Origin of the sequence: Rossellomorea sp. FS2 (assembly GCF_047915635.1) — a bacterium.
Taxonomy (GTDB): domain Bacteria; phylum Bacillota; class Bacilli; order Bacillales; family Bacillaceae_B; genus Rossellomorea; species Rossellomorea marisflavi_A.
Genome location: NZ_JBLRVS010000001.1, coordinates 308,850 through 323,014, shown reverse-complemented (window position 1 = coordinate 323,014; position 14,165 = coordinate 308,850). Strand labels below are relative to the sequence as shown.

The window sequence follows — 14,165 nt, the reverse complement described above, 5'->3', positions numbered from 1 at the left end:
CCTTCACTTTTCTGCCTCTTTCTTTTTTTGGACGGTTTTCACATCGGGTGAATCCTTCTTATCCGTTGTTACCCTTTTGTTGCCATCGTCTTCTTGCTTCCCATCCGTTGTGCCTTCTTCATCCACAGCGGGCGCGGTATCCCCTTCGATCTCGGGGGAATCTTCCCGGATGCCTTCCGTGCTGCTCTCCCCGTCCGATTCACCTGATGCATCTTCACCGGCTTCCTCAGAATTCTCGTCAGACAGGGTTACATCGGCTTCGCCGGCATTGAGCGGCCAGATTTCGACCCTGTTCGCCGGTGCATAAAAATCTTCACTGATCCGCTCTTCGTCAATGACGTCTCCTTCGGAAGAATGCTTATCCCTATAAACGGAGATCAGCTGTCCCTTCTTTCCTTCCTGTGTGGTCGCCAGGACTCCCTGGGGGATGAAGGCGCTGAACTGCTTCACAACGCGCGGAGGATATTCCTTCTTCCCGGTCATCCTCACCTTGTATTCATACGGCATCGCCATGCCGGAAATCTGTCCTTTAAGCGTATTGTCGTGGAGCGAAAAGGTCACGGTATACGCTGTATCGCGTGCGTTCATGAACACAAGATCTTGCCCTGTCACGGGATTCACCCTCGCTTCAAGGCCGAGCGTTGCATACGGCGGCAGCTCGGTGGAGATATTGCGCTCTGCCACCGCCAGATCCGTATGCAGAATCAGTTCATATAGTAAGGAAACAACCGGTCCGAGATCATCGGGAGAACTCACCGAGGAACCGCTTGCATCAAGGAACTCCAAGAACGAAAATCGTGCATTCGCAGGGATGTCGATCACAGGATTGCCTTGAATGAGCGCTGCTAGGCCGGGACTCACTTCGATCTCATCTAACTCCCCTGCGTAGAAGACGTTCTCTTCCCCCTCATAGAAATCATCCAGGTCAATCGTCTCGTCCACATTCAGCATGGACGTGGCATCCTTAATCTTTTTTTGAAGTCCCGGGAATTGATCCAGGTGGTAACCAGGGAATCGTTCCTCGATGTATCCGTTCAAAGCGGCTTCATCGACCGAAACGGCCAATGGGGAATTCCCCTGTTCCTTCAGGGCACTGATAGATTCCTTGAAATGGAATGCGATGATACCTGAATCCAGTAGGACGTCCCGGCCATCGAACGAGAGCATGATTTCCTGCTCTCCCTTCCACGACTCGACCTTCGTTTCAAGAAGCTTCATGGCCTGCTTCTTTGTTTTCCCCGACAGGTCGACCGATGCCGCTTCTGCGTTTTGTATGAACGAAACCGACGTGATTCTCTCATAGAGGAAAACACCAAGCTGCGATACACCGACGTATAACATGGTCATGATGAACATGGGTGCAAGCAATTGGATCAGGCGCCGATTTTTCATCTGATGCGCCCCCTTATCGGATATTCATGGTCAATTCAACAAAGACGGATGGACCCGCTTCCTTGACCGATTGGATATCCGCCCGGGTCAGCTCCGAACCCTTAGGTACGAGCAATTCACCTTCAAGACTGAATATATCTTCTGCCGTCTGTCTTCCGACCAGGAGTTCCATTTGTCTGGATTCGATGTCCTTCAGGCCGTCAGCCTGCGTGGCAGCTGCTTCCTGCATGACAACGGCTTCCTGTGGCGTCGGAACGTCATCCATTTCTACTTCCACGAGCGTTTCCCGGAAATACTCGGCGGCATCTTCCTTTACGATGACGATATCCTTTCCCCACGTCAGCACATGAGGGGAGTCGAGATAGTATGAGTCACTCTTGCTTTTCACTTCAAGCGTCCGGATCGCTCCGCTCTCATCGTCCACGTGGAACTCGACGATTTCACCGATCATCTGTCCTTTCCTCGTCATGAGGCGGGCATCGGCCACCCGGATCTTTTTGTTCACAAGGGAATTGGCAATGGGGATTTCATTCAGATCGATGACGGCATTCTCATGTTCCACGGTGACAGCGTATTCCCCGATCCCCACGACCTTCTTGAACGGGATGGCCCTCACACTGATCTGCCAGTCTTCATGCTCCACTGTAAGGAAGTCGACGGAGCCTTTTTCAGGGTTTACAACAAGGGAGCGGACCTTCCCGATTTCACTACCATCCGAAATGTTGATGATGGGAAGGGATTGGATTTCAGTACTCTTTTTCATTGGTATTCTCCTATTCTAGTTCATTTGATTTTGGGCATATTGCTTGATATGGGTAAGTTCTTCAGACAGGTATCCATAGGGACGGAACCGGTCTTCCATTTCTGTGATAAAGGTTGAGCATGCCTCATACTGAGCGTGCAAGAGATGATGATCGATCAAGATCTTGGCGAACGTGTAATAATCCCGGTCATGAAGGGCCGGATGCAGATAAGAATTCACCAGCTCCTGAAACTCTTCTTTTGGTAGGGACGTTTCTGAAAAGGCTATGATCTCAAGCATCGTCTTCATGATGGGCCCGTCAATGCGTGGACGCGATACCGTCTCCTCCAGAGAATCGCCCTTTCCTTCTTGAGAGGCCATGTGTTCGAGTGTTTCTTCGTCAAGGAGGAAATCCTCCTCATCCAGACCGCCTTCAAGAACATCGGCCGCCTTTTCCTCTTCTACACGGGACCCTTCTTCGGTCACCACGCTTGAGAGATCCTCGAGCTCGTGGAGCAATCCCGGCAGATGCCCCTCTGTTTCTCCCTCTTCACTGTTTCCTTCTTCTTCAAAGAGCTCGTCCATATAGGGAGTGAGTGCTTCGTCTTCCTGAATGGCTTGAAGGGGAGTCTCCTGATCCAGCGGCTGGATGAACATCCGTTCCAGGTCTTCTTCCAGACCCTCTTCCGGTTCAACCGTTTCAAACCATGAACCAAGCATGATCTCCTCTTCTTCCAATTCCAGTTCATCACTTACGGGGGAAGTAACTGGATCACTCCCTTCATGACCTGACTCGACGAACCATTCGCTTTCGTCATCTTCCGCTTCTGCAGGCTGTTCGGGTTCAACAGCTGGTGCAGTCCCGGCATCCGTTACCGTTTCCACAAACGTTTCTTCCTTCACGCTATGTATGACAGGCGCCGTCTTATCCGGTGCTTCCACATCGTTCAATATCCCCGCCATGGCCCCGTCTCCTGCCGGCACGACAGCACTAGCACTGAACAGGCCGGCGACCCGCTGGTCCATGAGATAGGCCATCAGACACAGGGTCATCACCAGCATAAGCAGGATCATCCATAGGGGATAGGTGGCAGACGCCGCCGCACCGACCATGGCAAGAAGAAAGGTACTTGAAGCGACAAGATGCTTCCCCTTCAACGATAACCCCACGGGAACCACATACAGGATGGGGATCAGTATGATGGCGGTGATCCCGATTAATAGATAAGCCACTTTCCTCACAACTCCTCTAAAAGTAAGTAAAAAGATTCATCCGATTCCAATATAATCCTAGTCTATCTCATCTATAGGTATTTTGGAATATGATAATAGGCTTATATGAAAAAAATATCAAAAAAACTCTTTTCTTGTAAAAAAAAGAAACGCGGCCGGTCAGCCGCGTTTCTTTTCACTTCACATATTGTGCCACCCGGTTCCTTCCGAGCTGCTTAGCCCCTGTGTACAGCGCCCGGTCTGCGTGCCGGATCAGTGCGAGGGGATCGTCCGCATCAACCGGCGCCGTCGCCACCCCGATGCTTGCTGTGATCCTGACCATCTTCCTCCTGTCCTGGCCATTCAGGGAATCATGCAGGAGGAATGGCGTGTCTGCTATCCGCTGACGGACTTTTTCCGCTACTTGGAGCGCCTGCCTATTCTCGATATCAGGCAGGAGGATCACGAATTCCTCACCACCGTAACGGGCGACGGTCCCGGCGGCACCGATCATGTCAACAAGACGGGTCGAAAGTCCCTTCAGGATTTCATTCCCTCCCTGATGTCCATACGTATCATTGATGGCCTTGAAGTGGTCCAGGTCCAGCATGATCAGGGACAGGCATCGGCGCTGTCCGCTCTCCAGATAATTGAACTCAAGAGCGAGGAGATCTTCGAAATAGCGATAATTGTAAAGGTCTGTCAGGGCACATCTTTCACTATTGTGCTTGGTCATTTCATGGTGACGCGCATTTTCCATGGCCACGCCGAAATAGGAGCAGAGAATGTCCACGATCATGAGCTGCATCTTTTCGTATGCCTTCTTCTTCGATGTGGCAAGGAGCAGGACCCCCCTCACTTTCTGATTCCTTACGATGGGGACGCACAGGACGCTTTCCACGTCGTCCGGCATGTAGCCCTCGGCGATATCCTCCCACTCTTTCTTGGACGTGAAGAGCATGGATTCTCCGCTTTCCCACACCCTGCCGCTGATGCCTTCCCCTTTCTTCAAGGGAGGCAGATCATTCGGCATGCGCCTTCCCTTCTCCACTCTTCTGAGGAGAACAAGATCCGGGTCGTAGCAATCTAGGATGTAGGCATACTCAACAGGGAGCGTAGTGGTGATTTTCTCGATGAAGATATCCAATACTTCGCTCACCTTCAACCTCTCTGTGAGCTGGTGTCCGATTTCTCCTGCTTTTTGCAGGTAAAGGTTGATCTTCTCAGATGAATTATATAGTTTCATGATGATCGACAAGCTGATGAACGGGACCCCGATCAGGATCGACGCAAAAACTCCCAGCTGGAAGGTGAGGTAGTAAAGAGAGAGGGCCAGCGGGAGCATGATCATGTTATAGATAAGGTCCCAGATGAAATCCTTACTGAAAAACCCAATCGGTTCTCCTACCATGAATCGCAAATAGGCATACAACAGGATCTGATTGATGAGGACCGATGCCACCTGATAAAACAGAATCGGCAGGATAAGGGTCCCGATTCCCTTCGATCCCACGATCCCGCCGAGTCCGAAGAATAGCAGTCCGCTGAAGAGGGAGACAAGGAAGAACATCATGGAATTGAGGGGAACGCGATGCCAATCCTGCTTTGCCACCCTCAATCTGAATACGAATGGAATGATGCTCAGCTGCATGAGTACGATCTCAACAAACAGGCCGTACTTGATGAAGGCTGCCAGGGTCACCCACTGAATGAGGAAGATGGCCGTCCCGTTGATGACAATGGGCATGAACAGGATGATGGCTGCGAACAAGATGAGGCTGATCAGCGTCCCTCCATTGCCGCTCACATTTTCAGGAGGATAATGAAGATATGTAAAATAGAGGCCTGCCGGTACAATAGCAAGCCACGCAAAAAGAATCGACAGTTTTTTACTCAACGAAAGCGGCATGGCCATCCCTCACAATATTCTGATCTCTTGCCCATCTAGTTAAATAGTCACGAGTTTACGAATATTTTATCAGAGTACCCTGTTAAAGTCACTTGTTAATTCTATTATTTTCTAATTTTTTTGATAAATATGGTTTTACTTCCGATAAGAAGTAGAGTGATCCGGTTATGAGGAGGACTTCCCCTTCCCTCATGGATGCTACATACTCATCCACATACGTCTTCCAATCGTCTGCTACTATCCCTCTCCCTGCAAGCTCGAGAAGTTCATTGCCCGATGCGGCCCTTGGGAAATCAAATTGGGTGAGGACAAGGGTATCGACAGCTCGACTCAGAGGCTCGATCATCGGTTTCAGATCCTTATCCTTGAGGGCAGCGAATACGCTGTTCACATGCCTTCCTTCGAATCGCTCTTGAATGGTTTTGACGAGTGCCGCCACACCTTCAGGATTATGGGCGCCATCGAGGAAGATCAATGGGGTATCCGACACCTTTTCCATCCTACCGGGCCAGTACGCCTTCATGAGTCCCCTTTTCACGTGCCCTGAATCAATCCGGAATCCATGATCTCCGAGTAGTACCGCTACTTTTATGGATACAGCGGCATTCCTCACCTGATGCATCCCGATCATGGTCACATCGAACGATTCTGAAGCACCATCTTCTTCGTAGCGGAAACGTTCTCCGTCAGGTAAATGGTCCGTGGCGACGGCTGTGAATCCTTCACCCAATACGTGGAGATGGCTCTGTTTCTGCCGTGCTTGGTCCGAAATGACCGCAGCGGCTTCAGGCTGTGAGACCCCCGATACGACCGGCACACCGGGTTTGATGATCCCCGCTTTTTCAAAGGCGATCTCCTCGAGTGAGTTCCCCAGGAACTGCATATGGTCCATCCCGATGCTCGTGATGACGGAAACGAGGGGGGTGATGACGTTGGTGGAATCAAGCCTTCCTCCAAGTCCGACTTCCTCGAGTACGATGTCGGGTGTTTCGTATTCGGCAAAATACAAGAAATTCATTGCCGTGATCACTTCGAACTCAGACGGTCCTCCCCATTCGGAATCTTCCATTTCCTCCGCGATCGGTTTGACACGTTCAACAAGCTTCGTTAAGGACTCGTCGGATATCGGCACCCCGTTCATGCTGATCCGCTCATTGAATCTCTCGAAATACGGTGAAGTGAACGTCCCCACGGTATAGCCTGCTTCCTCGAGTATATTCCGGAGGAAGGTGACCGTGGAGCCTTTCCCATTCGTCCCTCCGATATGGACGGTCCTGATGGATTGATGGGGGTTTCCAAGCTTCTCGAGCAGCTCCTCCATTCGCTGCAAGCCGGGTTTGATCCCCAGCCTCAAGCGGGAATGAATCCAATTTACCGCATCTTCATAATGCATCATACTGGTTGTCCTCCTTGATTTCGTAAAGAAAAAGAGGGCTGATCGGTCATCAGCCCTCTGATCTTTGCGGTGTGATTATACCGTCTTCAACTCTTCGATCCGGGCCTTAACCGTGGCCTGTTTCTCCAAGTAGTCCTGTTCTTTTGCTTTTTCTTCATCCACGACTTTCTGAGGTGCCTTGCTTACGAATCGTTCGTTGCTCAGCTTCCCTTGTACGCGTGACACTTCCTTCGTCCATTTATCCAGCTCTTTCTCCAGGCGGGCGATCTCTTCATCGATGTTGATGAGACCGGCAAGCGGAAGGAATAACTCAACTCCCGTCACGACCGCTGTCATCGCTTTTTCAGGTGCCGATGCATCGGTGGACAGTTCAAGTGATTCCGGATTACAGAAGCGCTCGATGTAGGCCGCGTTCTTCTGAAGAACCGCTAGCGTTTCTTCATCTTTCGCCTTCAGCATGAGTTTGATCTGCTTGCTCATCGGCGTGTTCACTTCGGCACGGATATTCCGAACCGCACGGATGATGTCCACGAGAAGCTTCATTTCTTCAGCAGCGGCATCATCCGTAAGGGATGAATCGACTTCCGGCCAGGCAGCCACGGTGATGGATTCGCCTTCATGCGGCAGGTTCTGCCATATTTCCTCGGTAATAAACGGCATGAACGGGTGAAGAAGTCTCATCGTGTTGTCGAGAACATAAGCGAGGATCGAACGCGTCGTCTTCTTCGCAGCTTCGTCTTCTCCGTATAGAGGCAGCTTCGCCATTTCAATATACCAGTCACAGAAATCATCCCAGATGAAGTTATAAAGGATGCGTCCCACTTCACCGAACTCATATTTGTCTGCTAGGCGTGTAACGGTTTCGATCGTCTCATTGAGGCGGGTGAGGATCCATTTGTCTGCAACCGACTTCTCACCTGAAAGATCGATTTCGTCATAGGTCATGCCGTCCATATTCATCAAGGCGAATCGAGATGCGTTCCAGATCTTGTTGGCAAAGTTCCAAACGGATTCCACCTTTTCGAATGAGAATCTCAGATCCTGACCAGGGGAGCTTCCTGTTGAGAGGAAGTAGCGCAGGGCATCAGCTCCGTATTTCTCGATGACATCCATGGGATCTACGCCGTTTCCAAGGGACTTACTCATCTTGCGGCCATCGGCATCGCGTACGAGACCGTGGATCAACACGTCTTTGAATGGGCGTTCATTCGTGAATTCCAGTCCCTGGAAGATCATGCGGGATACCCAGAATCCGATGATGTCATAGCCTGTCACGAGGGTATTGGTCGGGTAGTAGCGTTTGAAGTCTTCCGCTTCAAGATCAGGCCAGCCCATTGTGGAGAACGGCCATAGTGCCGAACTGAACCATGTATCCAGAACGTCCTCATCCTGCACCCAGTTTTCGCTATCTTCAGGTGCCTCATGGGCAACGTGGATCTCACCCGTTTCCTTGTGGTACCAAGCCGGGATGCGGTGACCCCACCATAGCTGACGGGAAATACACCAATCACGCGTATTCTCCATCCAGCGGAGGTAGCTCGTTTCGAAGCGATCCGGAACGAAATTCACTTTTTCTTCTCCGTCTTGAAGCGTCACGGCTTTCTGGGCAAGGGGATCCATTTTTACGAACCATTGAGTGGAAAGGTACGGTTCGACAACGGCACCGCTTCGTTCAGAATGGCCGACAGAGTGTAGATGCTCTTCGATTTTGAAGAGGACACCGTCTTCCTGAAGATCCTTCACGATCTGCTTGCGGCAGTCGAAGCGGTCCATACCGGAGTACTTGCCGGCTCTTTCGTTCATGGATCCGTCTTCATGCATCACGAGGATACGCTGCAAGTCATGACGATTGCCGATCTCGAAGTCATTCGGGTCATGGGCAGGCGTGATTTTCACCGCACCTGAACCGAATTCCATGTCCACATAGTCGTCACCGACGATCGGGATCTCACGGCCGGTGATCGGCAGGATCACGGTTTTCCCGATGAGATGCTTGTAGCGGTCGTCTTCCGGGTGAACGGCAACAGCCGTGTCACCGAGCATCGTCTCAGGACGCGTGGTGGCGATTTCGATATGACCGGAGCCGTCGCTCAATGGGTAGCGCATGTGGTAAAAGGCGCCTTGAACGTCCTGGTGGATAACCTCGATATCTGACAGGGCCGTTTTCGTTGCCGGGTCCCAGTTGATGATGTACTCACCGCGGTAAATGAGCCCTTTGTTGTAAAGGTCGACGAATACTTTGCGTACGGCATCGGATAATCCTTCATCAAGGGTGAAACGCTCACGGCTGTAATCGAGTCCGAGGCCGACCTTCGCCCACTGCTCACGGATGTGGGAAGCATATTCTTCCTTCCACTTCCATGTTTCTTCCACGAACTTTTCGCGGCCGAGGTCATAGCGTGAGATGCCCTGATTGCGCAGCTTCTCATCTACTTTTGCCTGCGTCGCGATCCCGGCGTGGTCCATGCCCGGAAGCCAGAGGACGTCGTAGCCCTGCATGCGCTTCATGCGCGTAAGGATGTCTTGAAGGGTCGTATCCCACGCGTGACCGAGGTGAAGCTTTCCGGTTACGTTCGGAGGCGGGATGACGATGCTGTATGGTTCCTTCCCTTCATCGGGTGTCGCTTCGAAGAACTTCCCATCGATCCACCACTTGTAGCGGCCATCCTCGATCGCCTTGGGATCATATTTTGTCGGCATTGATAACTCTTGATTTTCCATTGGTTTTCCTCCATTTCGTGCATGCATGTGGGCCCTGGGTACACATAAAAAGATCCCCCGTCCTATAAAAAGGACGAAGGATCTCTCATTCGCGGTACCACCTTAATTCCCGGGTTTCCCCAGGCTCTCAAAGACCCATAACGGCTTTTAACCGGTTCCCACTACTAAAAGTTCACGGGAACTGCTCTCAGGCGACATTCCATTGTCTTGGCATGGAAGACTCTCAGCATATGCCTCCCTCTCTGAATGCCAGGTTCAACGTACTCTTCCTGTTCATTGCATTTACATGTTATATAGTTATTTATTATAGTATAAGATTTGATTCAGGTTCGTCAATCATTATCGCCCATTTCCCCGCAAAATATTCACCGGAAAGCCCGTCTGACACCATTTCCCTCACCCTTCATAGGATACAGTAGTGAAATCACCCAGGAAAGAGAGTGACCGGTATGAAGAAATTCAGCTCCCATACCCAGCCCCCCTGGCTGAGGAACACCCGCGCCATATGCAAGCAATTCATCGTCCCCTTCACCATATTCCAAGGGATACGCACGATCCTGATCCCCTCCACGTTCGACGTCCTTTTGCTGACCCTCTTCCTTGCGATAGCCGCTGCCATCTATTTCGACTGGATATAAAAAAACAAAGCCCCGGATCCTGTCCGGGGCGCTTCTTATGAAGAGGATGCTTCTTCCGCTTCTTTTTTCTGCCGCTCCATTTCATCCAGCCGCATGACCACGTACTCCGTATTTTTCAGGAGCCAATAGTGACGCTGAAGCTTCTTCAGTGATTTTCGCTCATTGCGTTTATGCTTCGGGGTGTGGAAATATTTCTCCACCACGGCGATCACGGAGCTCGGATAGGCAAGATAGCTCATGAACAGCTGCCTCTCCTCATTCCGGACAGCAAAATGATGAAAATAGGTGTTGAGCCATTCCACGCATTCTTCATAGTACTTCGGATACGTCTTCAACGTCCTGGACAGGAACGGGAGGAGGTCATGGAAGGGGGAGGCGACCTTGGATTGCTCGAAGTTGTGAAAATACCCCATTCCCCTATCATCATACAGGAAGTGCTCGGAAGAAACCTTCCCGTGGGTGATGACCGTCCGTACTTTCTCGAGCTCCTTCGTTTCCTCATACCATTCATCGAGCATCTTCCTGGAAAACTTCAGCGCCTGCGACGCATCTTTATAATACATACAGTAATGGTACTGAAACGGCGACATATACGTGACCCGCTCACATGTATCAATATACTCATCGAGGAACTGCTGTTCTTTCTCCCATCGTGTGGTGAGCAATTCGTAATGGGATTCCCGCTCTTCTTTATCAATCTTCACTTCCTGGGAGGAGAGGGTATGAAGGCGTGCAAGCTCCCTGAACAGCTTCTGGTGCTTCTCGAAGCGATCTTCCCTATCCTGATTGATGAGCCAGGGCATCACGTAGTAAAGGCTTCCCTCATTCCATACCGCATAGCGGCCGTCCAGCGTGGGATAAATCGGCACGATGCGGTTATACCCCCTTTGGAAAAGGGTCTGGATGTTGCGGACAAAATCCACCCCGATTTGAGGAGAGAGCTTTTTGACGGCAAGGGTCCCCTTATTCGAAAACACCTTGTAGATCTTGCCGAAGCTCTCGACGAAATAAGGTTCGACGCCATACGGCTGAAGTACGGGCCTCAATGCTTCCAGGGGTTGTTCCATGTTTATCACCTTCTGCCTGTATACTCTAAAAAAGCCGGACCAACCCTAACGCGTCAGTCCGGCTTCCATTGCACCCTTACCGAAAAGCTGGCTCTTCAGGCGGGATATACAGCACTTGACCGCCGTACACGTCCTGATTGGCCTCAAGCTGATTCACCCTCAGCAGCTGCGGGATCGTCAGTTCATATTTCTCTGCGATGGAATCAAGGGTATCACCGTCCTGGACGATGCACACCCGGAGCGTGGCACCCCGCTCCTCTTCCTTCCGGGCGAAGAAATCCGTTAGGGATATCGAATCATATTTCTTCTTCTTGCCTTTGGATTTTTTCGCCGCTTCGACCTCGGAGCTTGAAGAGGATTCTTCCTCTTCCTCCTCCTCTGCCTCCATGACCTCTTGGACCGGGAGTTGAACAGGCGGCTGGACAGGCTCCTGCGCCTGATGCTGATAGGACTGATCCTCGGATGATTCACTCAGCTCGTGTTCCGGGAGCTCAAACATCTTCTCGCTTCTCATCGCTTCTGGTTCAGGGAATGATTCATACTGGATCTGGACCGGGATCTCTTCCTCTTCAGGCGTCACCCTTCCTTCAAGCACGAAAGGTTCCGTTTCCTCCGGCTCCTCCTCTTCTTCCACTTCCTCATAGGCAGGAGAAAGGGTGAAGACATCATATTCTTCCTCCCTCGGCGGCTGCTCAACGTAATCAGGTACGACCGTCTCCAGCGTCACTTCCACTTCTTCCGCTTCTTCAGCCCCCACTTCTTCCATCGTGTCGACGGCACGGTACATCGGTTCATACAGCTCTTCTTCTACAGGCGTCTGCACCTGCTGCTCACCAAAGATCCCTGTGATGGTCAAGTCGGCATTCAGCCTGATGCAGGCATTTTCAGGGACGGCATAATCGAATGCCTCCACATACACATCGATATCTTCCAGATTCTCGATCCGGTTCTTCGGGATCGTCACATCCACCGGGAAGCAATGAATGAACTCCAGCTCCCCTTTCTCGCGGCTCTCCACCATCTGGACGTACTTGCCGCTTGCCTCCAGGATCTCATCCACCTCATAAGCTTCATCATCATCCCTCACCGAGGACGGAAGGTATTCACCGGACAGATCCAGGCTGCCTCTTATGAGGATATACTGCTCTTGTTCTTGTATCGTTATATGTGGATCTAAGGAGATGGATAATAACTCTTCAACTTCCTGTCCTTTTTTAAACCAAATCGATTCTTCCAGGGAAAATCGTAGACTCGATTGCTGCGACAAAGAAATTCCTCCTTTCATTAAGCAAAGAAATAACAAACAATGCCATTATCACTATATGGGCTCGCATGAAAGAATATGATACTGTTTGTGAACTTCCGGAAATCCCGAAGGCTCCTCCTCCTAAACACTGCCTGCACGATAGAGGGTTCAAGGGGAAATGGCGTATGTGCTTTTCTTTGAGATGACGCCAAGTGTGTCATTCGTCCCTATTCTCACGGCGAGATACTCCATGCTGATAGCTCCGTGAGATCCATGCAGAAAAAAGCAGATTGCATCTCCCATCAACGGATGGTAAATTTAAACAAAAAGAATGAAAGTTGGAGCGGAGGATCTTTTTGAATAAACCATTCACATTTTTTCAGTTGATACTGTCTTTGGGGATTTTTTCATACACCTTTTTCACCTTCGGCTGGATAGCGAGTTACTTGATGCTAGAGGACAATTGGAGTGAAATGCTCATATTCAGCAAAGACGCCATGACCCCACGCGATATTTCTGATCTTGATAAGCTGATCTATGGGTTTCAGCATGCCCCACTCGCAGTCACTATTCTGATGATTGTCAGTTTCCTGTATGCACTCTGCCTGATCGTCTTGATCCTCAGGCGAATCCTTTTCACTAAATATCAACCCACAAATTAAACATCCATGACGGCCACCCATCCAATGTGACTCACCATCGTATATCCCATGTAACCGAACCGTTCAAGGTTTGCCGGGACGCTCGAGCTTTCCATTCAAGTGTGGCATGAGGAATGAATTTCCCATAAAAAATAACCGTCCGCGCCATGCGGACGGTTATTATTACTACAGCGTCTTTTTGGAAATATACCAGTCTATATACTCGATCCCCTCTTCATTTGCACGTTCTGCAGCCTCTTCCTGTGTTTCCGGTGGAGAGACTACGACTTTGTCACCCGGCTCCCAGTCGGCAGGTGTGGATACACCGTGCTCATCCGTTGCCTGCAGGGCATGGACGAGACGCACGATTTCCTTCATGTTGCGACCCGTTGTGAGCGGGTAATAGATGATGGAGCGGATCATTTGACGGCTGTCGATCACAAAGACAGCCCGGCTCGTCTCGACCTGGCTCTCCCCAGGCATGATCATGCCATATTTCATGGCCACTTCTTTGTCCAGATCGGCAATGATGGGAAATTCGATGGTGGTATCAAAGTTCTCTTCGATGCTCCTGATCCAAGCGATGTGGGACGAAACACTATCCACACTCAGTCCCAACAGATCGGTATCCAGCTTTTGCAGTTCGGGGTAAATCTCCTGAAATGCGACGAATTCGGTCGTGCACACCGGGGTAAAGTCCGACGGATGAGAAAATAATACCACCCACCTGCCCTTGTAATCAGACAAGCTGACGTTCCCCCTGCTCGTGGCGGCCGTGAATCCCGGTGCATCGTCACCGATGCGCGGCATGGTAAATTCCTGTGTTTCTGTCGAGCTCCCTTCCATTCTATCTGCCTCCCAATCATTTGATTACAGGTACTGTACCACTCCATACTTGGCGTCAATCGCCATCACCAGAAAATGGAACGAAAGTAGGATAAGGCCGGATTCAATCGAAAAAGAGGTTGGCCAAAATGAAAAAGGGACCATTTCATGGCGAACACGATCCGTATAGATTCTTTATACCTCTCATGAGTTCCGTGCAAGACTTTGCTTTCTGCGGGTAGCCCTTGAGCCTCCTCAAGGCTTGCCTGCGGGATGCCGCAGAAGGCTTCGTCTTGCACTCCAATCGACCGCTGGAAACCATTTAAATGGTCATGAAACAAATTAAAACCCGAACCATTTTGCCAGATCGCAGGCA

Annotated in this window: 11 protein-coding genes and 1 other annotated feature; of the genes, 2 read left to right on the top strand and 9 right to left on the bottom strand. The window is 50.7% G+C overall.

Annotated features, from left to right (window positions below; all coding sequences use genetic code 11):
• Positions 1–3 precede the first annotated feature (3 nt).
• The 6 genes from ACNA6I_RS01730 to ACNA6I_RS01705 all read right to left on the bottom strand — a co-directional run bounded on the left by ACNA6I_RS01730 (position 4) and on the right by ACNA6I_RS01705 (position 9,372).
• A complete protein-coding gene (locus tag ACNA6I_RS01730) occupies positions 4–1,392 on the bottom strand; it encodes a hypothetical protein (RefSeq protein ID WP_416312884.1) in 1,389 nt (462 codons plus the stop codon).
• A gap of 13 nt (positions 1,393–1,405) precedes the next feature.
• The gene (locus ACNA6I_RS01725) at positions 1,406–2,155 is read right to left on the bottom strand and encodes a PRC-barrel domain-containing protein (RefSeq protein WP_416312883.1); all 750 of its coding nucleotides are present in this window, start codon (positions 2,153–2,155) and stop codon (positions 1,406–1,408) included.
• 15 nt (positions 2,156–2,170) lie between these two features.
• Positions 2,171–3,367 carry a hypothetical protein gene (locus ACNA6I_RS01720; protein ID WP_416312882.1) on the bottom strand — a complete coding sequence of 399 codons (1,197 nt, stop codon included), beginning with the start codon at positions 3,365–3,367 and terminating at the stop codon, positions 2,171–2,173.
• Positions 3,368–3,542: 175 nt separating this feature from the next.
• The gene (locus ACNA6I_RS01715) at positions 3,543–5,243 is read right to left on the bottom strand and encodes a diguanylate cyclase (RefSeq protein WP_416312881.1); all 1,701 of its coding nucleotides are present in this window, start codon (positions 5,241–5,243) and stop codon (positions 3,543–3,545) included.
• A gap of 100 nt (positions 5,244–5,343) precedes the next feature.
• Positions 5,344–6,651, bottom strand: coding sequence for a bifunctional folylpolyglutamate synthase/dihydrofolate synthase (locus ACNA6I_RS01710; RefSeq protein WP_416312880.1), 1,308 nt, complete (start codon positions 6,649–6,651; stop codon positions 5,344–5,346).
• A gap of 75 nt (positions 6,652–6,726) precedes the next feature.
• Positions 6,727–9,372, bottom strand: coding sequence for a valine--tRNA ligase (locus tag ACNA6I_RS01705; RefSeq protein ID WP_063192016.1), 2,646 nt, complete (start codon positions 9,370–9,372; stop codon positions 6,727–6,729).
• A 66-nt stretch (positions 9,373–9,438) separates the two neighbouring features.
• Positions 9,439–9,658 (bottom strand) — a binding site (T-box leader).
• A 163-nt stretch (positions 9,659–9,821) separates the two neighbouring features.
• On the opposite strand from ACNA6I_RS01705, the gene ACNA6I_RS01700 reads away from it, so the two are divergent.
• Positions 9,822–10,010 (top strand): hypothetical protein, encoded by a 189-nt coding sequence (locus ACNA6I_RS01700; RefSeq protein ID WP_048006254.1) that lies wholly within the window; start codon positions 9,822–9,824, stop codon positions 10,008–10,010.
• A gap of 35 nt (positions 10,011–10,045) precedes the next feature.
• Here the strand turns inward: ACNA6I_RS01700 and ysxE are convergent, their stop codons facing one another.
• Entirely contained in the window at positions 10,046–11,077 is a 1,032-nt protein-coding gene (gene ysxE, locus ACNA6I_RS01695) for a spore coat protein YsxE (protein ID WP_048012649.1), read from the bottom strand.
• A gap of 76 nt (positions 11,078–11,153) precedes the next feature.
• On the bottom strand, positions 11,154–12,344 hold the full coding sequence (gene spoVID, locus ACNA6I_RS01690) for a stage VI sporulation protein D (protein WP_416312879.1): 1,191 nt from the start codon (positions 12,342–12,344) through the stop codon (positions 11,154–11,156).
• A gap of 335 nt (positions 12,345–12,679) precedes the next feature.
• Between spoVID and ACNA6I_RS01685 the strand changes: the two genes are divergently transcribed.
• Complete coding sequence (locus tag ACNA6I_RS01685; RefSeq protein WP_416312878.1) at positions 12,680–12,985, top strand: DUF4306 domain-containing protein; 306 nt, start codon at positions 12,680–12,682, stop codon at positions 12,983–12,985.
• 165 nt (positions 12,986–13,150) lie between these two features.
• On the opposite strand, the gene ACNA6I_RS01680 is transcribed toward ACNA6I_RS01685, so the two are convergent.
• The gene (locus ACNA6I_RS01680) at positions 13,151–13,810 is read right to left on the bottom strand and encodes a peroxiredoxin (protein WP_416312877.1); all 660 of its coding nucleotides are present in this window, start codon (positions 13,808–13,810) and stop codon (positions 13,151–13,153) included.
• Positions 13,811–14,165: the final 355 nt, after the last annotated feature.